The following is a 23938-nucleotide window of genomic DNA, read 5'->3' as shown; positions in this document are numbered from 1 at the left end:
GATTCAAATATAAATGGGGCGACTGGTGAAAATCAGTTGCTCCATTTTTCGTATGGCCTTCCAATATTTCCCCTCAGTTGTTAAGATGTGAATATACAGATAAATGATTAATATTGGCGATGCACATTAAGCCAAAAACGAAGAAAATTCTGCGGATCGGACTGCTAGCGGTAGCGGGCCTTTTGGCGTTGTCATTGATTCTATTCGCTGGATATTCACTCTTTTACTCGAAAAAAATCTTTCCACGGCAACATATCGGCGAACTCGACCTGGGCGGGATGAAGAAGAAGAGCGCCTCAGAAGAATTATCATCAAATGCTGGAGATGTCCTCAAAAATCCGATCAAATTGATTTACATGGAGACTGGCGCGGAGTACTCTATCAATCCGAGCGATATTGGGCTCCAGTATGATCTGGATGCAACAGTAAATAGCCTTTGGCAGGTTGGTCGTGACGAGAGGGTCGCCAAGGCGGCTTGGGCGCAATTGGAGACTGTCTACAAAGATTCTGTCCATCCGGCCGTCTACACCTACAATGCGACTCAACTGGCCGAAAAGATTGCCAGCATCGCCAAGGAAATTGACGAAAATGCCAAAGATTACACTCTGGAATACAACGGCGATAGATTCACGCTTGTCGACAAACGCCAGGAGGGCAAAAGGCTCAACCAGCTAAAGATGAATGAGGCCTTCCAGTCTTGTTTCCAGGCGATCCGATGCCTGGATATCGCTTTCGAGAGAGAAAATTACAAGCCGACGATTACGATCGAAAACGCAAATGCCGCTCTGGCCAAGGCAAATCAGATAATTGACGGCGGAGAAATCACTTTAACTGGATCAGACCAGGAGATCAAAATAGACAAAGATACACTGGCCGGATTCTTTGGGTTCGTCAGCGATGATGCCAATATGAAGCTTAGCACCAACGATACTCGTATTAGAAAATTTAGCGAAGCGCTGGCCAAAGGCATAGACAACGAACCAGTTAGCTCCAAACTTATTGTCGAAAATGGCAAAGTGACCGTCTTCACTCCTTCAAAAAATGGGCGTTCGCTCAATCAAGATAGCGTGACAGAGAGTATCAAGAGCCTAATTCTGGCCCGTGTCTCTACCAATATGGCCGCTACTGATACCAAAACCATCGCTCTTGTCATCACCGAGAAGAAGCCGGACGTAGCAGATACTGATATCGCCAGTCTCGGTATCAACGAGCAGATCGGTACTGCTATGACCAATTTCAAAGGCTCTCCGGTGAACCGTGTGCACAATTTGACCGTAGGCGCGGCCGCCCTGAACGGAGTTTTGCTCAAACCAGGAGAGGAATTTTCGACTCTGGCTCACCTGGGCGCTATCGACGCCTCGACTGGCTACCTTGAGGAGCTGGTGATCAAGGATAATTCGACAACTCCAGAATTTGGTGGCGGGCTTTGCCAAGTGTCCTCGACTTTATTCCGAGCTGCTCTCAATTCGGGCATGAAGATTACCGATCGCCAAAATCACAAATACCGAGTTTCGTATTATGAGCCTCCCGTCGGGATGGACGCCACGATCTATGACCCGGCTCCAGATTTCAAGTTCGTCAACAATTACGCTAACTCGGTTTTGATTCAATCAAGGATTGAGGGCACCAAGATCATCTTCGACTTCTATGGCACGAAAGACAGTCGGAAAATCGAGGTCTCGACTCCGACGGTTTATGACTACACCAACCCAGATCCGCCGGTCTATGTCGAAACTCCGACCATGGCGGCAGGGGAGACCAAACGAATTGAGAAATCGCATCAGGGCGCGACCGCCAGCTTTAATTATAAAGTCACAGCCGCCGACGGTACTGATTTGCAAACCAGGACTTTCAAGTCAGTCTACGTACCCTGGCAGGAGCGCTGGCTCGTCGGCACGGGCACAGCTGTCCCGGCAAATTGCTCAAACGGAGTCCAGGACGGTGACGAAACTGCAGTGGATATGGGCGGGAGCTGCCCAAAACAGAGCTAGTTGATAGTTAGGAGTTAGTAGTTAGGAGGAGACCACAATTTTATCTCCCGACTCCGAACTCCCTGCTCCCGACTAAATAAGGAGGGGTTACGCAAAAGAATAATTATTATGAATGGGATATCCCAAAAGTCCTAGAGCATTTTGGGGTGGATCCGGAAACAGGCCTTTCACAAGCCAAAGCCAGTCTTCGTCTCCAACAAGACGGCCCAAATTCTCTCGTCGAGACCAGTACGGGAGGGATTTGGCGTATCCTTCTGAATCAATTTAAGAATTTATTCATCTTGCTTATCCTAGGTGCGGCTACGATTTCATACTTTGTCGACGGAGTGGCGCAATCACTGATATTGTTGGCGATAGTTTTGCTTAACGTCATTTTTGGCTTTTTTCAGGAATACAAGGCAGAGAGAACGCTCCAGGATCTCAAGAGTAATTTTACCTCACGGGCAAGAGTTTTACGCGGCGGAAAGGTGATCGAGATCGAGAGCGCATTACTTGTACGTGGTGACATCGTTCTGATCGAAGCAGGCGGGAAAGTCCCTGCAGACCTACGAATTATTGAAGCGCAGTCTCTAGAGGTCAATGAGTCGGCTCTGACTGGCGAATCTCTGCCGGTCAGCAAAAACGCCAAGACACTTTCGAAAAAGAAGGCTCTGCCTGACCAGATCAATATGCTTTTCAACGGCGATATTATTGTTTCTGGCCACTCTCGGGGAATCGTGGTTGCTACGGGTGCGGAGACAGAATTTGGTAAAATCGCTAGTCTGACCCTCGAAGAGAAAGAAAAGACTCCTCTGGAAAAGCAAATAATCTATCTGGCCAAGAAACTGACTCTGCTCGCAGTAGCCGCTTGTGTGGTCATCTTCGCGCTCGGATTATTTCGCCAGATCGAAGTCCTAGAGTTGCTCACCTTTACGATTGCCCTCCTGGTGGCTGTCGTACCGGAGAGTTTGCCAACCGCCATTACTTTGGCTCTAGCGATTGGTGTTTCTAGAATGGCGAAGAAAAAGGCGTTGGTAAAGAAAATGTCAGCCGTAGAGACACTAGGAAGTGTAAGCATTATTGCGACCGACAAGACTGGTACACTAACCAACAACGATCTCGAAGTTGGCGAGATTTGTCTTTATGATCGAGGAAAATTTGAACAAATCAGCACCAAGAAAAACATTGATCGAATCAGAGAGAGCGAAGCCGGTCATTTTATTGTCCATGGGCTGGCTTGTTCAAACTTAAATTTGGAGGGGAATTCCGATTTTCTAGGTGATTCTGTCGAGGTGGCGATAGCTAATCTGGCCAAAACTCATAGTCACCTGGATCGATATTTTGCCAAAAATTACGAAAGAATTTTCGAGATTCCATTTGATTCTGAAAAGAAATACATGGGAGTTATCGTCAACTCCGCGGGTAAAAAGTCGCTGATTGCCAAGGGCACTACCGAAAAAATTGTTGAATTTTGTGTTCTCAAGCAAAGTGAGAAAGAAAAGATATTAGAAGAGGCTCACAAGCTTTCCGCCTTTGGGTACAAGGTAATCGCGCTAGCCGACAAGCATTTGAGTTCTCTAAAAAGTAGCGCTTTGGCTGGCATGACCTTCAAGGGCTTCTTCGCTCTGGCCGACGAACCGTCGGAGGGAGTCAAGGAAGCAATCGCGCTTGCGATAAAGGCGGGAATACGTCCAGTCATTTTGACGGGAGATCACCCAGAAACAGCTCGGTTTATCGCCGAAAAAGTTGGTATCTCGATTGAAGACGATGAGATCATAATCGGCGAAATGCTGGAGAAAAAGAGCGATCGGGAACTCCTAGAGATTATCAAAAAGGTCAAAATATTTGCTCGGATCGCGCCGGCAGACAAGATTAGAATTGTAGAACTTTTCCAGCGTCAGGGATATTGTGTCGCGATGACAGGGGATGGCATCAATGACGCTCCAGCTCTCAAGAAAGCTGACGTTGGCATTGCCATGGGACAAAAGGGGACGGATATCGCCAAGGATTCGGCCGATATTGTCCTTCTGGATGACAAGTATGCCACAATTTTGTCAGCGGTAGAGTACGGTCGGACGATTTATGACAATATCAAAAATATTGTAGTGTTTCTCGTCTCGGGCAATTTAGTCGAGCTTTTTCTGGTTGGCGTCGGTTTCGGTTTCAATCTGCCGCTGCCCATTACAACGATCCAGATTCTTTGGATCAATCTGATTACCGATTCTTTGCCAGCGCTGGCGCTTTGTTTTGAAAAACCAGAGAAAGAAGTCCTGAGCCAGCCCCCGCGCTCCTCCAAGAAGAACGCGCTCAAAATCTCTATGACTTATGGCCTCTCATTGGCTGTGTTGTCCTTCACAATCGGCCTTGGCTTGTATCTCTACGCTATCGAAAATTTCTCTCCAATTCACGCTCGCACAGTATTATTTACCTATCTGGTCTTTATGAATTTGGCTTTTGTCGTATCAATTCGATCGAAGAAAAGAATTTGGCAGAGCCCTGCCGCATTCTTCCGGAATCCATATTTATGGCTCTCAGTTTTGGTTGTTGGTCTTCTGCAAGTTGTGATATTCCTACCTTCGCTCCGACATGTTTTCGGAATTGTCGCTCTTAACTCTCGTGATATTACTATCCTCTTAACTCTTGTCATTATTTCGTTCCTCGGTGCAGAAATCATTCGCGCCGTGCATGACAAACGGGCGGCTCGGTTGACAAAATAAAAAAGTTGTGTTAATCTTATAACAACATAAACAAACGCACTCAAGCCATTTCGTTTTTTGAACTTATTTGATATTTTTCTATATTTTTTGCTTAATGATTGAAACAGAACGAAAAGAAGCACTCGACGCCATTTGTGACCAGGTTTCGGTTTGCACTAAATGCCGACTTTCTGAGACGAGGACCAAAGCGGTTCCTGGTTCGGGAGATTATAGTTCACGCGTAATGTTTATCGGTGAGGCACCTGGCGCCAATGAAGACAAAGAGGGAATCCCTTTCTGTGGCGCCGCCGGAAAATTCTTGGACGAGATGCTTGCAAGCATTGAGCTCGACCGCGACAAAATATTTATCACCAACTCGGTAAAATGCCGTCCGCCTGAAAACCGCGACCCCGAAGATGATGAAAAATCAGTTTGCCGCCCATATCTAGAAAAACAGATTGAATTAATCAAGCCCAGACTGATCGTTGCGCTCGGCCGCCACGCCGCTACCACGCTTTTGCCTGGAATGCCTGGTATTTCCAAAATCCATGGCAAAGCGCTCAAGCGGCCCAACGGTATTGTCTATCTGCCCCTCTACCATCCTGCCGCCGCTCTGCACAACGGAGGACTCCGCAGCACTCTGATCTCAGATTTTCAAAAGATCCCCGCAATATTAAACAAAATTGAAGAATTTAAAAAAGAAGAAAAGGACCAATCGAAACAAGAGACCCTCATTTAATTTTTAATTACTAGTTTCTAATGAATTATTAATTATTAATTAAAAATTGAATAAAAATTAAGAAGTAAGAATTAAGAAATAAAGATTTAACATTATGAATGAACAAATTAAAACACAGAATCCAATGAACTCTAAACCAATCAAAACAAGTCCGTTGGACGCGGCCCTAAAGCACGATATCGTGGAGGCGCACTCGCCTAGACACGAATTTCGACGCTCTATCAATTTGGCTCCAAAGGGCAACAACCCAGAGCCAAGATACACAGCTCAAAAGGTTGAGCCGAAGAAGGAAGATACTGCTCGCAAGGAGCCTGCTCAGGGCGAACCCCGCTTCACTGCTCAGCAGATCGATGACAATTACAAATCGAAGTTTTTTTACGAACCAAAATTGAAGATCATCCCACTCGGCGGTGTTGAAGAAACCGGTGGCAAAAATACCACCGTGATCGAGTACAAAAACGATATTATTATTATCGACATGGGTTTCATGTTCCCAGACGAGACTATGCCAGGCGTTGACTATGTCATCCCTGATGTTTCTTATTTGGAGCAAAACAAGTCGAAGATCCGAGGACTGCTGATCACTCATGGCCACCTGGACCATATTGGCGCCATTCCTTACGTTTATGAGAAACTTGGCTCACCGACCATTTATTCAGCTCCTTTGACTCTCGGAATTATCAAGAGCAAACTTGAGGAATTTGGTCTAGACAACAAAGTCAAAATGTCCTCGATGAAAATCGGAGAAGACACTCTCCAGCTTGGCTGTTTCAAAATTGAAACTTTCAAGGTCAACCACTCTATCCCTCAGGCAATGGGATTTTGTATTACCAGTCCTGAGGGCGTCATCGTTGTGACTGGAGACTTCAAATTTGATCATACTCCAGCTGATGGTAAACCGGCTGATTTTTCGGGACTCGCCATGATTGGCGCTCGAAAGCCACTTGTAATGCTTTCAGAATCAACAAATATTGAGAAACCAGGCGTTTCCATCTCCGAGAAAGTTCTCGAAGATTCTCTGATGTCGATTATGGAGAGATGTGATAATAGAATTATTGTCTCAACATTCTCAACTCTGATCGGTCGTATCCAGCAAGTCCTAAATGTCTCGAAGAAATTGAACCGCAAGGTTTGTTTTGTCGGACGAAGCATGGTCAAAACTGTTGAGATCGCACTTTCGCTTGAAGCTTTATTTTTGCCAAAAGACACCATGATTGATGTCAAAGATCTTGGCAAATATGCCGACGATCGTGTTGTCGTTGTCTGCACCGGCTCACAGGGTGAAGATAATGCCGCTCTGACTCGTATCGCCAATGGCGAAGATCGAAATGTGAAAATGAAGAAGGGCGACCTTGTTATCCTTTCTTCTTCTCCAATTCCTGGCAACGAGCGAGCAGTTTCTAGCCTGATGGACAGTTTGTTCCGTACTGGTGCCCAGGTCATTTATCAGAGATTGATGGATGTTCACACCTCTGGCCACGCCAATCAGGAGGATTTGAAACTAATGCTCGCCTTGATCAAACCAAAATATCTGATTCCTTTCCACGGAGAGCGTCACAAACTTATGCTTCACTGCCAGATTGCTAGGGAGATGGGCATCGTCGACGAAGCTCACTGTCTAGTCGGAGATGACGGTCAAGTGATCGAATTCTCAAATGGCAAGGGCGAAGTCACCAACAAGAGAGTTCCTGCATCCTACGTCATGGTTGACGGTTTGGGCGTCGGCGACGTTGGAAACATCGTGCTTCGTGATCGAAAAGCGATGGCAGAAGATGGTATCTTCGTCATCATCGTCACAGTTAATCACCAGACAGGTCAGATCCTGACCTCACCAGATATTATTTCTCGAGGCTTCATCTACATGCGTGAGAGCGAAGACTTGGTCCACAAGGCCAGAGCAGAGGTCAAGCGAATTTTCGTCAAATATACTGCGCCTGGTAAGGGCAAACCTGACTATACTGTGGCCAAACAAAAGCTTCGTGACGAACTCGGCGATTATCTCTTCAAAGAGACAGAGCGAAAGCCAATGATCATCCCAGTCATTATCGAGGTCTAAATAGAATCTTGGTAACAATACAAAAAGGAACTGTAGGAATACAGTTCCTTTTTGTTGCGCTGAGATTTGCTTTGATCTATAATTAAAGGAGAATGCACTCGGTATTCCAATTTGTTGTTATGCTGGAAAGTTTTCAAAAATAATAGAGTGCACAAAGAGGGAAAATTGGGCAGAAAAAGAATTCATCCAAAAAACAAACCAACCAGACGCTGGTATCAGAGGGAAGACGAATGGGGCAATTTTGTTTTCGATTGGTCTCTCGGCTTGCCCAAAGAAATTTGGCGGCTTATCTTTTCGATCCTAATGCTAATTCTTGGCGTCACCATCCTCCTTGGATTCTTCGGCCGAGCCGGCTCGATCGGCGAAGGCTTGTCCAATGTGATTTACAGGCTGTTTGGAAAATTCGGCGGAGTTGTCTTCGATATCTCATTTATATTCGTCGCATATCGTTTGATGGTCCCTCCGAAGGACAAAAAGGGCAAAATCGGCTACAGAGTTGCTGAATTCTTCGGAATTTTCCTTCTTCTATTGTCATTACCGACCTTCCTCCATCTATTCATCCCCGTCGATATCTCCAAGGAAGTAGCCGCCAGGGGCGGTTATGGCGGAGAAATTGGTAATTTGATTTCTGGACCTCTCAGGGGAGCGATCGGTCTTTTCCCGACATTTTTACTCACAGTCGCTTTCATTGCGATCTCGCTTATTATGATCTTCGGGTTTTCCATCCTGGAGCTTTTTGGCGTCAAGCGGTCGGAGGAGGGCGAAGAGGCCAAGACTGGGCCCAAGCTCAACATCAACAACAGCGGCGCCCAGGCGGCTCAGCCAAGCGCCAAAGTTTCTGTCTTTGAGGCCGTTAGAAGAAGATTTGGTTTCCGCAAACCACCCAAATTTGAGGAAGTCAATCGCGCTCAAGTTCTCGAAATTGCCGAAGACCGCACGCCTAAGACCCCAGCCAAACCTGGCGTAGCTTGGAAATACCCAGATATTAAAATCTTGAAAGAATTAGACGAGGTTGCGAATCCGGGCAATATTTACAAAAACGCCGAGGCGATCCAAAATTGTCTCAAGACCTTCAGCATGGATATTACTTTGGGCGATGCCAATGTAGGCCCGACTGTGACTCAATATACGATCAAGCCAAAAGAGGGCGTCAAATTAAATCAAATTGTGGCTCGACAGAATGATTTGGCTCTGGCGCTATCTGCCAAGAGTATCCGTATCGAAGCGCCAATCCCTGGCAAGAACGCCGTCGGTATCGAAATCCCAAATAAGGTTTCTGCCAAAGTTACACTGCGTGAAATCTTGAACGCACCTCAATTCTCGGCCGTGAAGAGCAAACTTGCTCTAGCTCTTGGTCGTGACGTAGCCGGGGAGCCGGTAGCGATAGATCTCGAGAAAATGCCCCATATCCTGATCGCTGGTGCGACAGGTTCGGGCAAATCAGTTTGTATCAACACTATCATCGTGACTCTGCTTTACAACAATTCTCCGGCGGAGCTAAAAATCCTTCTGGTTGACCCGAAGCGTGTTGAATTGACTGGATACAATAGTATCCCGCACCTTCTAACTCCTGTAGTCACTGAGGTGGACAAGACGGTTTCTGCGCTAAAATGGGCTGTCTGGGAGATGGAAAGACGCTACAAGATGTTTTCTGAATTGGGCAAACGCAATATTATCGCCTACAACTCTGATCCGGGGCCAGAGGGCAAATTGCCTTACATTGTAATTATTATCGATGAGTTGGCCGATCTGATGGCAACCTCTGCCAAAGAAGTTGAAGGCTCGATCGTTCGTTTGGCCCAAATGGCTCGAGCGACTGGGATGCATTTGATTATCGCGACCCAGCGCCCTTCAGTTGACGTTTTGACAGGTTTGATCAAGGCCAATGTCCCATCGAGAATTGCTTTTGCTACCGCTTCCCAAGTTGACTCTCGCACAATCTTGGACGTCTCTGGCTCTGAGAAATTACTTGGATTCGGAGATATGCTCTACATGGCCGCTGGCCAGAAGCCTCGACGTATCCAGGGTTGTTATGTTTCTGACCCAGAGATTGAGGAAGTAACAAAATTCCTAAAGGATCAAGCAGAGCCACAGTACAATGAGCTAGTCACAAATTTTGGGGCTAGCCGCAACGGATCATCCGGCAATTCAGTCAATGGAGCAAGCGAGGATGACCTATACAATGATGCTGTCGACACTGTCGTAGCGGCTGGCAAGGCAAGCGCATCTTTACTCCAGCGTCGGCTTAAGGTAGGCTATGCCAGAGCAGCACGATTACTCGATATACTAGAGGAGAACGGAGTGATCGGACCGCCAGACGGCGCCAAGCCTCGTGATGTTTTGGTCGACGAAATGTCTGGAGGCGGGATGAGCCAGGTTTCGACCGGATTTACACCGGAATACCGTAGCACTTATGACAGTTCCAAAGATTATCCAGAGGACGAAAAGATTTAACACAATGGTAAAAGGTTTTTCAAAAAGAAAAGTGGCGACTGATTTGACCCTGGGGGAGATGCTTAAGTGTGGTCGCGAATCAAAGAATATCTCGATCGAGGAAGCCGAAACCGGCTCAAAAGTTAAGGCAAAATATCTCGTTTCGCTGGAGAAGGACGATTGGGGTGACCTTCCTTCGTCTGTCCATGTCCGCGGTTTTGTGATGGCCTACTCCAAATTTATTGGTCTAAATGTGAGCGAAGCACTCGGTCTTTTCGACCGAGAGAAGAAACTGTACAAAAAAGAGTCAGTTCATAATTTATCATACAAAAGAACAATCAAAGATGTGCCGATTTTGATTACCCCGAAACTGCTAGGCTATGTCGCTGCGGTTGTTTTGATTGCTGCATTTTTTGGTTATATCAGCTACCAGGTTCGCGGTTTTGCCGGTACACCAGATTTGAAGATCACTTCTCCTGGCAACAACCAGATTTTTGAAGACGACAGCATCGAAATCGCCGGCGTCGCTGATATCGACGCGGTTCTTCGGATAAATCAGGAGGTTATTCCGATTACCAATGACGGCCACTTCATCAGCGATGTTAAACTCCACAAAGGTGTCAATGTGATCAAAGTCGAGGCGGTCAATAAGGCCAAGAAGCAAACAAGCGAAGTTTTGACAATCGAATACAAACCCAAAACGGCGCTTATCAATTTGAACACAAATCAATAATATTTAGAGAAATTAAGACTGGAAGGACTGCCATGGCCAAGAAGGAAGCAACAAAAGAAGAAAAACAAATATCAAATATGGAGTTGGGAAAGAATGAAGCGCTCAAATCTGCACTTCTGACAATTGAGAAGCAGTTCGGCAAGGGTGCAATCATGACCATGTCTGACACTGGTTCATACAAGGTTGACGCCATTTCGACTGGCTCCCTATCGCTTGACCTGGCTCTTGGCGTTGGCGGTTTGCCACGCGGACGAGTTGTCGAAATCTACGGTCCAGAGTCATCCGGTAAGACAACACTTGCGATCCACACCATCGCCCAGTCTCAGAAAACTGGCGGATACTGTGCTTTTATTGATGCTGAACACGCTTTTGACCCTGAATATGCCAAGAGAATCGGTGTCAATCTCGACGATCTTCTAATTTCCCAGCCAGACAATGGCGAGCAGGCTTTGGAAATTTGCGAAACTCTGGTACGCTCAAACGCGCTTGACGTTATCGTAGTTGACTCAGTAGCAGCTCTTGTCCCACGTGCTGAAATTGAAGGTGAGATGGGCGACTCTATGATGGGTGTCCAGGCCAGATTAATGTCACAAGCACTTCGCAAGTTGACTGGCGCTGTTAGCAAATCCAAAACCATTCTTATCTTTATCAACCAGATTCGTATGAAGATCGGTGTCATGTTCGGAAATCCTGAGACGACGACCGGTGGTAACGCGCTCAAGTTTTATGCCTCAGTCCGTCTCGACATCCGCCGCAAAGCGACCTTGAAGCAGGGAGATGATAACGTCGGCAACAACGTCACAGTCAAGGTAGTGAAAAACAAAGTTGCTCCGCCTTTCAAAATGGCCGAATTCGATATTATGTTCGGCACTGGAATTGATTATGAAGGTGAAGTTTTGGATTTGGGAGTCAACAAAGGCATTGTCGACAAAGCCGGATCATGGCTTTCATACAATGGCGAGAAACTAGGCCAGGGCAAAGAGGGCGGTCGCGCATTTCTGAAACAAAATCCCAAGATCACTGAAGAAATCAAAGCCAAAATTCTAGAAAAAGTAGCCGCCGACAAAGTCGAGTCCGACAAGCAAAATTAAAATTCAACATTAACCTCACCCAACCTCTCCTTGAAAAGGAGAGGAGTTAGAGGATATGAAATATTCGCCGCTAAATTACGCCCTGAACTTGATAAAAATCCGTGACCGGAGTGAGGGTGAAGTCAGACAAAAGATGAAATTGAAGGGGTTTTTTGCGGATGAGACAGAAGCGGTCATCGCAAAGTTGAAAGAGACGAAATTGCTTGATGACGAGAGATTTGTCTCCAGCTATATCAGAAGCCAGCAAAATATGGGGCGCGGAACGACTCGAATCAAATTTCGATTGCAGTGCCTCAAGATAGATGATGCTTTGATCAAAGCAGGTCTAGCTGAAGTGTCAGAGGAGGACGAGAGCGAAAGAGCTGGCGAATTAGTTGAACGGTGGATCAAGAAGAACGGATCCAAAGAAAACGCCAAAGAAAAATTAATCCGCTTTATGATGGCTCGAGGATTTGACTACGGCACGATCAAAAGTGTATTAGAAAAAACAAAATTTTAAATTATAGAAAACGGAGGGGTTATGGCCAAGAAATCGGCAAATATTCTTTGGTTTAAAGAGATCGACAAGAGCTTTATTCCACAGGTAGGTGGCAAGGGCGCCAATCTTGGCGAGATGACTCGAGCGGGGATTCCCGTTCCACAAGGCTTTTGCGTCACAGCCCAAGCCTATTTTTATTACCTGGAAAAGACAGGAATTAAAAATAAAATTACCGGGTATTTGAAGGGTCTCAATCCCGAGGACAACAAGAAGCTAAATGTTGTGTCCAAGGAGATCAAGAAGTTGATGCTGAAGACTCCACTACCCAAGGATCTTGAGACAGAGATCAAAGACTCATACACCAAACTTGGTGGCTTCGCGGTCGCTGTTCGCTCTAGCGCCACGGCCGAAGATTTGCCAGAGGCTTCATTTGCTGGACAGCAAGCTACCTTTCTCAATATGCAGAGCAAAGACCAAGTCGCCAAAGCAGTTCTCGAGTGCTTCGCCTCTCTTTTCGAGGCTCGTGCTATTTATTATCGTCTGATTAACAAATTCGACCATATGAAGGTCGGCCTTTGTGCTGTTGTCCAAAACATGATTCAGTCAGAGAAATCAGGTATTCTCTTCACTGTCGATCCAGTTGACGAAGACATGGACCACTTGATCGTCGAAGCGGGTTATGGGCTTGGCGAGGCGATCGTTTCTGGCTCGGTCACACCTGACCGTTATATCGTCGACAAGAAGGAATTCAAGATTTCGGCCAAGGAGGTCAATACTCAGACTTGGAAGATTGTTCACAAGAAGGATGGCGGGGACAAACATGTTTCGGTCGCCAAGGATTTTCAATCAAAACAGAAGATTACCGATGACCAAATCCTAGAGTTAGCCAAGATTGGCATGGCAATCGAGAAACATTACGGCAAGCCTCAGGATACAGAATGGGCGATAGAGAATGACACGGTCTATTTTGTTCAATCTCGTCCAATCACGACACTAGGAAAGTCAGGCGTCAAAAGTCAGGAGTCAGGAGAAAAAACTGCCGACTCCCAACCCCAAACTGCCGACAAACTAGAGGTCATTCTTCATGGTGCGGCCGCCTCTATGGGATCAGCTTCTGGCCCAGTCAAGATAATCCACAAACCAACCGAAATAGACAAAGTGATGGAGGGCGACATACTGGTGACTGAAATGACAACCCCAGATTTTGTCCCAGCTATGAAAAAAGCCAAGGGCATTGTGACCGATACCGGTGGCAGAACTTGTCACGCCGCCATCGTTTCACGCGAACTTGGCATTCCTTGTGTAGTTGGCACTGGCACAGCTACTTCTACTTTGAAAACTGGTCAGATGATCACAGTTGATGGCGCCAAGGGATTGGTTTACAAGGGAAACGTCAAAGTCGCTTCAGCCCCTGTCCCTGGCCCAGCGGATGCATCCGCCAAGGGCTCAGCGCTCGTCGAAGAAGTCCCGATCACTGGGACCAAAGTTTATGTCAATTTGGGAGAGCCAGAAATGGCCGAAAAGGTGGCTGCCTTACCAGTCGACGGCGTTGGATTGCTCCGCGCAGAATTTATGATTGCCAACATTGGCGAGCATCCCAAAGCAATGGTAGCCGATGGGAGAGGCAAAGATTATGTCCAAGCCCTTGTAGACGGCTTGAAGACGATCGCTGGCGCTTTTGCGCCACGTCCGGTGGTATATCGTGCTACCGACTTCAAAACCAATGAATATCGCGGGCTCAAGGGCGGCGAGAAATACGAACCTGTCGAAGACAATCCGATGATCGGTTATCGTGGAGCTTCTCGATATATCGCTGAGCCGGAAATGTTCGCACTTGAACTTGAGGCAATCAAGAAGGTTCGCGAGGAATTTGATCTGAAGAATCTCTGGATTATGATTCCTTTCGTCCGCACCACTACCGAGATGGCAGAGTGCATGAAATTAATTGAAAAGGGTGGGTTGAAGCAGGGGCCAGATTTCAAAATCTGGATGATGTGCGAAATCCCCTCCAACGTCATATTGCTCGAAAAATTCATTGCCCTCGGCATTGATGGCATCTCTATTGGATCCAACGATTTGACCCAGCTTACTCTCGGGGTTGATCGTGACAATCAGACATTGGCCAAGATCTTCGATGAACGCGACGAAGCCGTCAGGCTTTCGCTCGAATATATCATCAAGACTTGTCGTAAGCACTCTGTTACTTGCTCGATCTGCGGTCAAGCGCCAAGCGTCTATCCTGAAATTACCGAGATGATGGTACGCGCTGGTACGACCTCCGTCTCTGTCACTCCTGATGTCGTCTTCCAGACCCGCAAAGTCATTGCTTCAGTCGAAAAAAGAATATTACTCGGTAACATCATAGATCGCTAGAAAAATCTAATCTCTCGAAAAAACTGGCTCAGAGCTTTGACTCGAGCCAGTTTTTGTGTTATGAAAATACTAACGGAGGAAATTACCATGGCGTTACCGCAACAACCACCGTACAGGGTTCGCGAGTTGCCCAGCATGCATCTTGTGGATCAGCTCAGCGGACCTGCTTTGGCGGACCATCGACCGGATAAACCGGAAGTCGTCTATCTGGGGCCTGGTGACGCTCCGAATGTCATCGTCGCTTGGTGGAATGATAGATCGGGCCTGTATCACGAAGGCCAATTCCAGATCTCTGGACCCTAAAAACCGAACGTCTCGATATTGCATCGAGGCGTTTTTATTTGGAGAAAATTTATCCCAAAAAAGTAAATCTTTTGGTGGTTTGACCGTTCGATCCAACTTCCTCAAAGAACATAGAGGCGGGACGAATCCAGATCTTGGTCTCTGATTGATATAGAGGAGTGTAGACTACCATCTCTTCACCAGTTTCTGAGTGTTTGCCCGTGCTGATGACCCGATAATGATTCCCTTTGAAATGCCTATATTTGCCAGGTTTAATTGCTGGCTGAGGTTCTTGATTGATTTTCTCGGAGAAATAATCAAAAATTTCTGTCAAAGTTTCATTAAATTGCAGATGCGGTTCGGCGTATTCCTTGCGCCGTGTATGGCCTGAGTCCTTGTCGAAGTAGACAATATTGTTGGAGATTGAAAATTGCATCGAATAGCAGATCTTGTCGAGAGCTTTGACGATTTTGGCTTCGATAGTTTTTCCGTCTTCGTATTCTTGCCAAAGTTGTGTGAACTTTTCACACTCCTCTTCGGGCAAAAGAGCAAAGATTTTATTGGCTGATAATTTTTCTTTCTCTGATTTTTCCTTCTTCTCTTTTTCGTCTGACGGCCAGGTATCACCGGTATAAATCTCTGGCAGATCGTGGACTAGGGCGATCTGGAGCGCTTTTTCGAGATCAAAATCGAGCCCCAACTTATCCTTGAGGGCCATCACCATCAAAGCCAGATGCCAAGAGTGTTCAGCATCATTCTCACGACGGATCTTGTCGGAAAGGACGGGAATCCGCTCGATGAGTTTCAGCTTCTCCGTCTCGACCAAGAAATCTAAGATTTTCTTCAATTCTCTTTTCATCTATTCGATATTGTAAGAATCTTTCCACTCCCATTTATGCTTTTTGTATTCAGGCTTAAGACGCTTGAGAAGCTCTTGGTAAACATATTTTAGAGCAGGATATTTCTCGACTGATTCTCTCGGATAAGGGGCTATTAAATCTGGTGTATCAAAGCATTTGTCTGTTTCGCAAAGCATATGGTTGATGCCCTCGATCTTATCGAGAGCCTTCACAAATTTTGATTCTTCCGTCTCAGAAATTTCGTACTCCATCCAGAGATCGTACATGGCTTTGCCTGATTTGCTTGGTAGCATCTTTTTTATTTCTTCTATAGCCTTTAATTCAGCCTCGTACTTTTTCTTTTTGGTGGTGATACCGAAATGGATCAAGGAGGCGTCTGTATCGTCGGCGATTGCTTCGACGAGGTCATGGGTCAGAGCCATTTTCAGGGCCTTATGGACGTCCAATTTGAAATCATTTTCTTCGGTCAACACGATAAGCAGCAGCGCCAAATGCCATGAATGATCCGCGCTTGTTTCTTTGTTCACCATACTCGGAGTATTCTTCCATCTTTTGGTATATTTCAATCTTTCAGAAGTCCTGAGGAAGTCAAAAATTTTCTCAATATTATTTTTCATTTTGTAACTGCCAATCCGATTATTCCAATTAATATTATTGCCATACCACAGTATTGTTGAAGTTTGAGTCGTTCCTTCATGAAGATAGCACCGTATAGAGTTACGATCAAGGGAGTCGAGGAGCCGATCGCCGATACAATCGCGACCGAGCCGGTGTTGAGTGCTTGGTAGAAGAACAATACCCCAACTGAAACGGTGATCGAAACTAGGAATAGGTATGAAGCTGTCATACGATCAGGCAATTTGAGATCAAATTCTTTGGCAAATATTAGCGAGACCAAGGCGGAAATCAATATTACTGCCTCGACCAAGAACGAGGTGAAATATGTCCCGAAATGTTGGGTCGGTATCTTGATCAGAAAGAAATATATTCCCCAAAGTAGCGCGGCCAATAGCGCTAGGCCGATACCGCTTTGTCGGTCAAAGAGATGCGAATTCTTGAAATCACGGAAGTTGATTGAAACTAGAATGATTCCTATCACAACGGCCAGAATGCCAAAGAGCTGAAGCCCATTTAATTTTTCATGATAAAAGACGACCGCCAATAATGCCGTAATCAGCCCGTACGAAGAGGAAACTGGGCTGACAATTCCCATTTTCCCGACTTTGAGAGCCTTGAGGAAGAAGAGCAGGGGGAAATACCCAAGGGCGGAAATTAGTATCGCAACTGGCAGATCTGTCCACGAAAATGAGGACGGAAAATTGAAAATCAGAATTACGCCCAATATAACTACGTTAAACAGACCACGGAAGATCATCACTTTTGTCGCTCCAATTTTGTCGGTCGGTTTCTTGGCAAAAGCGCTCGAAAGTCCGAGTAATATTAGCGCCAGGAGAGCCAGCAAAATAGGAGAGTTCATATGGCTTGAGTCATGACTGGAGGAGGCGTCATGGCAGGAATTGCTTTTTTGGATCTATAGAAGAAGTACCCGACAATTGCGAATGTTGAGACAGGAGAGAGCCATTGTGGAATCTCAGCTCCAAGGCCGTCAAAGAGCATGATTGCACCGAGGATTAGGATAGAATACATCGCTCCGTTTTTGAGGTAAATATACTTCTTGATCTTGTCGATATTGTTCAAGGTCAACTGTCGGACCACCAATGCGCCAACACCATTACCAAGTAAGATCAGAGGAACAGCTAGCGTGAAGGCGAAGGCGCCGAGTACTCCGTCGACCGAGAAAGTGGCGTCGATAATCTCAAGATATAGAATTTTGGAAATATCCGATAAGCCGTTGTTTCTGGACATCAAACTCGCTTCGCTTCTTTCAGCATTTTGTTTGAAGCCGTGAGTGATGAAGAAGGCTGTCGATCCAACTACCGCTCCAAGAGCTAGCATGGGATCTTCCTTGACTGTCATAGACACAACGACTGTCAGGATTATGGAGATAAGAGCGTAAAACCAAACGCCGTTTTGCATGAAAAACTGCTCTGCCCTTGGCAGGCCAAAGTTTTTCTCCTCGAGAAAGAGCCAATGGAAGAATAGAAAGACCAAGAAAATACCGCCTCCCGCTAACAGCATCGGAGAAGATAGTTCGATCGCTAATTTAATTTGTGGGTCAGAGCTAAAGGTAGCGGTCAGCGCTCCGATTGGGCCAAGGTATGGATTGACTGCCCAGACGATAATCCAGGGCAGGAGACCGCGTACACCAAATACAGCGAAAATTAATCCCCACGACATAAACCATTTTCTTGCCCGCTGGCCCATCGTCGTCAGAACTTCAGCGTTGATAATGGCGTTATCGATGCTCGAGATCGTCTCGAAAAGGCAGAGTCCGCCGATCACTAGAATTATGTTTAGTATTTCCATAATATTCCCGTTAATTTCTATTTACTCTAAAATTACTCCAAAAATGGTATTTGATCAATCTAGCTCTAATTTTTGCCCGACTGAATTTTCCGAGACTCTGCGAAAATTATTTCGTATAAATCATCGATAAATTTATCTTCAATCTCTAATCTTCTAGCTTTCCCCTTCAAACTTTCCAAGACCATTTTTTCGCGCTCTGGCTGATACGCTGGCAGGCCTTGTTCATTTTTAATCTGGCCGATCTTTCCGACAATTTCAAAACGTTTAGCCAGAAATCCAATTATTTCGCCGTCGATCTTGTCAATTTCGGTTCGTAATTCTTCCAAATTCATTTTGCGTCTTCTTTCCTAATTACTAGATAGTTCGCAGATAGTATCAGAGCGCCACCAATTATTATTCCAAGCGTCATTGGCTGATGCAAGAAGATCGTGGCCAGAATAGCTCCGACAATCGGCTCCAAGAGCATAATAATCCCAGCTTTCATGGTTGGAACTTTTTCGACGCCTTTTAGATAACAAAGATTATTGAATAGTTCCGCCACAATTCCAAATAGCGCTATTGCCAGCCAAACGTAAATGCTGAAGTTGAGTCCCCAGCCAATAATTTCCTGTTCCTGCGTAAACCTTGGCATTATGAAAAATATAGCCGAGAGAAATATCAGCATGAAGAGACGGCTTATAAAATATGTGCTCAATGGCGGGATATTCTTCTTCGATGCGTAGCTTCCGAGTACCACCCAACCCGACAGTCCGAGCCCACCTACCAGCGCTACTATAATTCCAGGCAATGCTCCCTGTAGCTTGAGCGGGTTGGCCAGGAGCAAGATACCTACTAGCACCAGCAGACAAGCGTAAATGTCTTGTCGAGAAATCTTCTCTTTCAGGATTACAGAGCTAAAAATCATTGTCCAAAGTGGCTGAGTATAGAGCAAAAATACAGTAGTAGCCACTGATGCCCCGAGTTTCAAGGCACCAAATTCGCATAATATGATTATCGCCTCTACAAATCCATAAAAAATCATTAATGGCAGAAACTGCTTGTTAATTTTCCATCCTCGTTTGGACACGATGACTGGGATTAGGACGACGAGAGAAATGATAAACGGGATGATGGATATCTCGGCGAGCGATAAGCCAAAGCTCGACAGGACTTGACCGCCAAAAACTACTAGGCCAGATAGCGTTGCGCCAGATATTACAAACCAATAATATTTACTAATTTTCATCTAAATCTCAAATTATTTTTTTGCAAAATGTGTAAATCTTTTCCGCCAGGATGATTGGATCGTTTATGACCGTGATATGGTTGCCACCAGGCACAACGTCAAGGACGGAGGTGCTTACCAGAGAATTTGTTCTCCTTGCACAATCTAGAGTGAAAATCTGGTCATTCTCCCCCTGAATTATCAAAACTGGAACGGTAATCTCTTTCAAAATATTTGTGCCGTCGAAGTTCGCCAGGTTTTCGTACGTGTAGAGCCAAGAATGAAATGAAGTGTGGGAAATATCAGAATAAATTCGCATCAAATTCCAATCACTTGTCCCGACGAATTTGTCAAAACTTTCTCTGTGATCCTTGCCTCTTGACGGCAACCAGCTCCGGAGCCGCAATAAGATATTCAGGGCCAGAAGGATCGGCCAGCCAAAAGTTCGAACCACTCTCAATTTTTGTGGAGCCTTCGAGCCAGTCCCGACCAAGACGTAACTCTTGGCCATATTCGGGAAAAGCTTATGGAATTCTACGCTTATCATGCCACCAAAGCAGTGTCCGACAAGGATAAACTCCGTGATGCTTTCGATTCCGATGACCGTATTTATATCTTCAGCAAATTTTTTTAGAGTATAGTCCTTTGCTTTTGTTGGACGGTCGGAGAGGCCGTGGCCTCGTAAATCTATCGCCAAGGTCGAGAGGCCTTTGTCCCTGAAATACTCCCGTTCTTTTTTCCAAACATTTAGACTACCGCCGGCACCGTGAACGAAGAATAGAAAGCAGTCACTTTTCTGGCGGTCAATATCATAACAAATCTCAGTTCCATCAAGACCCTTGGCTTTTGGCATCAGAGCGAATAATTAGTTAGAATCTCATTTCTTTTTTCTGCTCTATCAATCGCCAACTTCACTAGTTTGTCCAGCAATTGTGAGTAGGGAAGACCAGACACCTCCCAAAGTTTTGGGTACATCGAGATCTTGGTAAAGCCAGGAATCGTGTTGATCTCGATGATCATGAATTTCCCCTCGGGCGTCAAGAATCCATCGACTCGAGACATACCTTCGGCCGATAGGGCTTTGTAAGCTTTAATCGCCACTTCTTGAACATTGGCAATCTCTTGGTCTGACAGTTTGGCGGGAATCTCAAATGTAGCGCCGTTTTCGTCCAGGTATTTTGCATCATAATCATAAAATTCATGGGTTGGAGTGACTTTGCCGGGAAGGGAGGCTTCTGGCTTTTCGTTGCCCATCACAGATACTTCGATTTCTTGGCCCACTATTGTCTCTTCGACCAAGACTTTGTTATCAAATTTGAAAGCTTCCTCCAGCGCTGTCATATACTCAGATTCATCGTGGACTTTACTGATACCGACAGAGGAGCCAGCGTTGGCTGGCTTGACGAATAACGGTAGGCCAAGAGCTTCTGTTGCCTTCTCGAAGGTTATCTCTGATGCACTGGTTACAGTCAGGAATTTCCCAATCGTAATGCCAGCATCTCGAAGAATCTTCTTCATGATGTCTTTGTCCATTCCAACAGCCGACCCCAGGACGCCCGTCCCGACATAAGGGAGGTCCATAATCTCAAGCATTCCCTGTATCGTGCCATCCTCGCCATAGGTGCCATGGAGTACTGGGAAAACGACGTCAAGCGTTGTCTTGGCTTGAGCTTTCGGATTGTAGAAACCTCCGACGCTAAAGAAAATTTCTTCACCGCCTGTAGCTAGCGTTACAGTCGTCGGACTTTCTATATTTAAAATTGCATCGTTTGCAAAATGATAAAACTCGCCGGTTTTGGAAATTCCGATCGGAAAAATGTCATACTTTGTATGATCGAGGGCCTTCATCACGTTGTATCCGGAGATCAGTGAGATCTCATGTTCTGCGCTTCTCCCGCCGAATAGTACACCGATTCTGATTTTTTCCATTTCAAATCCCTAAATATAAAATTTTTTAATTAATGGGTTGATGCAAGTCACTGTCTCGTACCAAGAAGTATCAGAAAGATATGCCATCTCTTCGGCTGTGATCTCGGCGCTTTCGTCTTTGCCAATCAAGGTGACAACGTCGCCAGATTTCACATTTTTGATTTCTGTGACGTCGATCATAACCATATCCATGGTGACTCGTCCCAAGACTTTGGCATATTGACCGTCAATAATTACACTGCCAATGCTGGACAAATTGCGGCGAAAACCGTGCCAATAACCGATCGGTAGTATGGCGATCTTGCTCTCACGGTGCAAGGTCTCGGTAAAGTCATAGCTGACTCGGTCGCCCCGCTTGAGATTCTTGGTCTCAGCCACGATCGTTTTCCAGGAAAGCGCTGGCACCAATTTTATTTTTTCTCCAGCAAATGCCTCCACCTCTTTTGAGGGCCAAAGTCCCATCAGGCTGATACCGATTCTGACCATGTCGAAATGAGATTCTGGAAACAATATTGTGCCTGAACTTGCGGCGGCGTGGCGGATCGGCTTCATACCCAATTCATGCGCGATTTTAACTGCTTCCTTGAACTCCATGATTTGTCCGCGAGTTTCGGCTGGGAAAGCTGGGTTTTTGGCGGCGGCAAAATGGGTGAAAATGCCTTCAAGCTCGACATTATTCATCTTCTTGATCTCGCCAAGAGCCTTTTCTACTCCTTCGACAAAAAATCCCTGTCGGTGCATGCCCGTATCAACTTTGAGATGAATCTTTAGCTTGGAGTTTTCAGTTTTCAACGCTCGGAGCGAGGCTATCTGATCAGGGCTAGAGATGGAAACTGAGATATTATTGGCGGCGGCCTCGATCAGCATTTCTGGCAGGGTATAACCCAAAATCAAAATTGGCTTAAATATTCCTTCTTTGCGAAGTTTTAGCCCTTCGGTGATCGAATCGACGCCGATCCAGTCAACGCCCAAGTCCTGCATTGCGGTCGAATAATCGGTCAAGCCGTGTCCGTAGGCATTGGACTTGGCCACTGCCATCAGTTTGCACTCTGGCCCGATTAATTGGCGAAAAGTTTTGTAATTAGTCCTCAGGGCTTCGGTGTTAACTTCAACCCAAGTCCTAATACCTTCATGATTTATTTTCATTATAACCCCCAATTAGAAATTATAATTGAATAATACGCTCAAAACTGCTAAAGTTCAATTCATGGAGAGGTCGAATAGCCCCGAAGGGGACCCTTTGGGTTGGCCTAGTGTAATCTCATTTATTATGAAATATTTCGTCTACATGCTCGAAAATGCTAGTAAAAGACATTATATTGGCATAACTACTGATCCGGCGCGAAGGTTGGACGAACACAATTCTGGTTCTACCAGATCGACTAGACCGTTCAAACCTTGGAAAATGATTTATACTGAGGAATTCGATTCCAGACAGGAAGCCTGTAAGAGAGAGTGGCATTTAAAGCACACAAAAGGTTATAAGGAAAAATTAGATATTGTAAAGAATTACGGAGAGGTCGCATAGTGGCCTAGTGCGCTCGCTTGGAAAGCGGGTATACCCGCAAGGGTATCGAGGGTTCGACTCCCTCCCTCTCCGCCAAAAACTTATGAAAAAATATATTAAAATTACTGTCAGTTGTGCTACTCAATCCGAAATTGAGCAAATTTGTGATCGGCTTCTTAAAGAACAATTGATTGCTGGCGGTGACATCTCTGAAACTCAATCAAACTATTGGTGGAATGGAAAAATAGATAAAGAGAAAAGATATACGTTAACAGCATTATCTGTACAAGATAAAAAAGATGCGATTATAGAATTAACGAAAAAATACCACCAAGATGAAACACCAGGCATTATATTTTCTTATTTTGATGCAAATAAAGAATTCTTAGATTGGATAGATCAATCAATTAATTAATGCGTGAAAGGTTCTAGACCCGTACGTCCCGCCATAAAATAGGAACAAAAATGAAAACAATTGGAATCATCGGTGGTCTGGGCCCAGAGACTACATCAGAATTCTATCTTGATCTGATTTTTTCCTGTCAGAAGAAAAACCCTGCAAGCAGGCCGGCAGTTGTTATCGCTAGTGTTCCTTTGCCTTACAATATAGAAGAGGATCTGATTACAAAAAATCAGGGCTCGGAGCGATATATTCCATACCTGACGGACGAAGCTAAAAGGCTAGAAAAGTCGGGGGTAGACTTTATTGTCATGCCCTGCAATTCCCTCCACATATTTATCGAGGAGATCAGAAGCGCTGTATCGATTCCTGTTCTAAGCATTGTGGAAGAAACAGTTAAATTTCTTAAGAAAAATAAATTTAATAGAGTTGGGATAGTTTCTACCTCTGCAACTATCGAAAATAAACTGTATGAAAATTCTTTTAGGGAGAACGGCATAGACTATCAAACACCGAATGATTTTCAGCAAGCCAAGATGGGAAGAATCGTTCTAAATCTTGTTAACGGTCAACAGAACAACAAAGATCGAGAAGAGTTGATTCAAATAATTGACGATTTCAAAACAAAAAATGTTGATTGTGTTGTGTTAGCTTGCACGGATCTCCAGCTGTTGATACCAAAACATCCAACCCTAAAGATATTCGATACGATGAAAATATTTGCCGATGCTTCTGTCGAAGAAATTTTATTATAAAAAAT

At 45.3% G+C, this 23938-nt stretch carries 22 protein-coding genes and 1 tRNA gene; 14 read left to right on the top strand and 9 right to left on the bottom strand.

All coding sequences use genetic code 11. The annotated features are described in order from the left end of the window. Positions 1-119 precede the first annotated feature (119 nt). From WC227_00200 to WC227_00155, 10 genes are all read left to right on the top strand, one after another. The gene (locus WC227_00200; GenBank protein ID MFA6963126.1) at positions 120-1991 is read left to right on the top strand and encodes a VanW family protein; all 1872 of its coding nucleotides are present in this window, start codon (positions 120-122) and stop codon (positions 1989-1991) included. 119 nt (positions 1992-2110) lie between these two features. Then, entirely contained in the window at positions 2111-4687 is a 2577-nt protein-coding gene (locus WC227_00195; protein MFA6963125.1) for a cation-transporting P-type ATPase, read from the top strand. Between the two features lie 94 nt (positions 4688-4781). Beyond that, a complete protein-coding gene (locus WC227_00190; protein MFA6963124.1) occupies positions 4782-5405 on the top strand; it encodes a uracil-DNA glycosylase in 624 nt (207 codons plus the stop codon). A 94-nt stretch (positions 5406-5499) separates the two neighbouring features. Beyond that, positions 5500-7461, top strand: a complete 1962-nt coding sequence (locus WC227_00185; GenBank protein ID MFA6963123.1) for a ribonuclease J — start codon at positions 5500-5502, stop codon at positions 7459-7461. Positions 7462-7626: 165 nt separating this feature from the next. Further along, a complete protein-coding gene (locus WC227_00180; GenBank protein ID MFA6963122.1) occupies positions 7627-9915 on the top strand; it encodes a DNA translocase FtsK 4TM domain-containing protein in 2289 nt (762 codons plus the stop codon). Positions 9916-9919: 4 nt separating this feature from the next. Beyond that, positions 9920-10627, top strand: coding sequence for a helix-turn-helix domain-containing protein (locus WC227_00175; protein MFA6963121.1), 708 nt, complete (start codon positions 9920-9922; stop codon positions 10625-10627). A gap of 77 nt (positions 10628-10704) precedes the next feature. Beyond that, positions 10705-11718 (top strand): recombinase RecA, encoded by a 1014-nt coding sequence (gene recA, locus WC227_00170; protein ID MFA6963120.1) that lies wholly within the window; start codon positions 10705-10707, stop codon positions 11716-11718. 55 nt (positions 11719-11773) lie between these two features. Further along, positions 11774-12217, top strand: coding sequence for a regulatory protein RecX (locus tag WC227_00165; protein MFA6963119.1), 444 nt, complete (start codon positions 11774-11776; stop codon positions 12215-12217). Positions 12218-12238: 21 nt separating this feature from the next. Beyond that, positions 12239-14569 carry a phosphoenolpyruvate synthase gene (gene ppsA, locus WC227_00160; GenBank protein ID MFA6963118.1) on the top strand — a complete coding sequence of 777 codons (2331 nt, stop codon included), beginning with the start codon at positions 12239-12241 and terminating at the stop codon, positions 14567-14569. A 144-nt stretch (positions 14570-14713) separates the two neighbouring features. Continuing rightward, complete coding sequence (locus WC227_00155; GenBank protein ID MFA6963117.1) at positions 14714-14872, top strand: hypothetical protein; 159 nt, start codon at positions 14714-14716, stop codon at positions 14870-14872. Between the two features lie 49 nt (positions 14873-14921). Here WC227_00155 and WC227_00150 read toward each other — a convergent pair whose 3' ends face one another. The 9 genes from WC227_00150 to alr all read right to left on the bottom strand — a co-directional run bounded on the left by WC227_00150 (position 14922) and on the right by alr (position 22417). Beyond that, a complete protein-coding gene (locus tag WC227_00150) occupies positions 14922-15710 on the bottom strand; it encodes a DUF1653 domain-containing protein (protein MFA6963116.1) in 789 nt (262 codons plus the stop codon). Further along, complete coding sequence (locus WC227_00145; GenBank protein MFA6963115.1) at positions 15711-16328, bottom strand: HD domain-containing protein; 618 nt, start codon at positions 16326-16328, stop codon at positions 15711-15713. Beyond that, positions 16325-17188, bottom strand: coding sequence for an EamA family transporter (locus WC227_00140; protein ID MFA6963114.1), 864 nt, complete (start codon positions 17186-17188; stop codon positions 16325-16327). The genes WC227_00145 and WC227_00140 overlap by 4 nt, the downstream gene beginning before the upstream one ends. Next, entirely contained in the window at positions 17185-18138 is a 954-nt protein-coding gene (locus tag WC227_00135; GenBank protein ID MFA6963113.1) for a DUF475 domain-containing protein, read from the bottom strand. Before WC227_00135 ends, WC227_00140 begins: the two co-directional genes overlap by 4 nt. Positions 18139-18203: 65 nt before the next feature. Continuing rightward, positions 18204-18470: a chorismate mutase gene (locus WC227_00130; GenBank protein MFA6963112.1), complete on the bottom strand. Its 267-nt coding sequence runs from the start codon at positions 18468-18470 to the stop codon at positions 18204-18206. Beyond that, positions 18467-19363, bottom strand: coding sequence for a DMT family transporter (locus tag WC227_00125; GenBank protein MFA6963111.1), 897 nt, complete (start codon positions 19361-19363; stop codon positions 18467-18469). Before WC227_00125 ends, WC227_00130 begins: the two co-directional genes overlap by 4 nt. Before the next feature lie 7 nt (positions 19364-19370). Continuing rightward, positions 19371-20195 (bottom strand): alpha/beta hydrolase, encoded by an 825-nt coding sequence (locus tag WC227_00120; GenBank protein MFA6963110.1) that lies wholly within the window; start codon positions 20193-20195, stop codon positions 19371-19373. Further along, positions 20195-21271: a D-alanine--D-alanine ligase family protein gene (locus tag WC227_00115; protein ID MFA6963109.1), complete on the bottom strand. Its 1077-nt coding sequence runs from the start codon at positions 21269-21271 to the stop codon at positions 20195-20197. The genes WC227_00120 and WC227_00115 overlap by 1 nt, the downstream gene beginning before the upstream one ends. Positions 21272-21280: 9 nt before the next feature. Then, positions 21281-22417: an alanine racemase gene (gene alr / locus WC227_00110; protein MFA6963108.1), complete on the bottom strand. Its 1137-nt coding sequence runs from the start codon at positions 22415-22417 to the stop codon at positions 21281-21283. Positions 22418-22478: 61 nt separating this feature from the next. Between alr and WC227_00105 the strand changes: the two genes are divergently transcribed. The 4 genes from WC227_00105 (at position 22479) to WC227_00090 (ending at position 23933) form a co-directional block, all read left to right on the top strand. Next, positions 22479-22799, top strand: coding sequence for a GIY-YIG nuclease family protein (locus WC227_00105; GenBank protein MFA6963107.1), 321 nt, complete (start codon positions 22479-22481; stop codon positions 22797-22799). Next, positions 22785-22874 (top strand) — tRNA-Ser (locus WC227_00100). The genes WC227_00105 and WC227_00100 overlap by 15 nt, the downstream gene beginning before the upstream one ends. Positions 22875-22881: 7 nt before the next feature. Then, positions 22882-23193 carry a divalent cation tolerance protein CutA gene (cutA, locus tag WC227_00095; GenBank protein MFA6963106.1) on the top strand — a complete coding sequence of 104 codons (312 nt, stop codon included), beginning with the start codon at positions 22882-22884 and terminating at the stop codon, positions 23191-23193. A gap of 50 nt (positions 23194-23243) precedes the next feature. After that, a complete protein-coding gene (locus WC227_00090) occupies positions 23244-23933 on the top strand; it encodes an amino acid racemase (protein ID MFA6963105.1) in 690 nt (229 codons plus the stop codon). Positions 23934-23938: the final 5 nt, after the last annotated feature.

It is taken from the genome of Patescibacteria group bacterium (genome assembly GCA_041671645.1).
GTDB lineage: Bacteria > Patescibacteriota > UBA1384 > XYA2-FULL-43-10 > 1-14-0-10-43-13 > JBAZBD01.
Note: the sequence above shows the minus strand (reverse complement) of the source record. Positions and strands in the feature narration are given on the sequence as shown.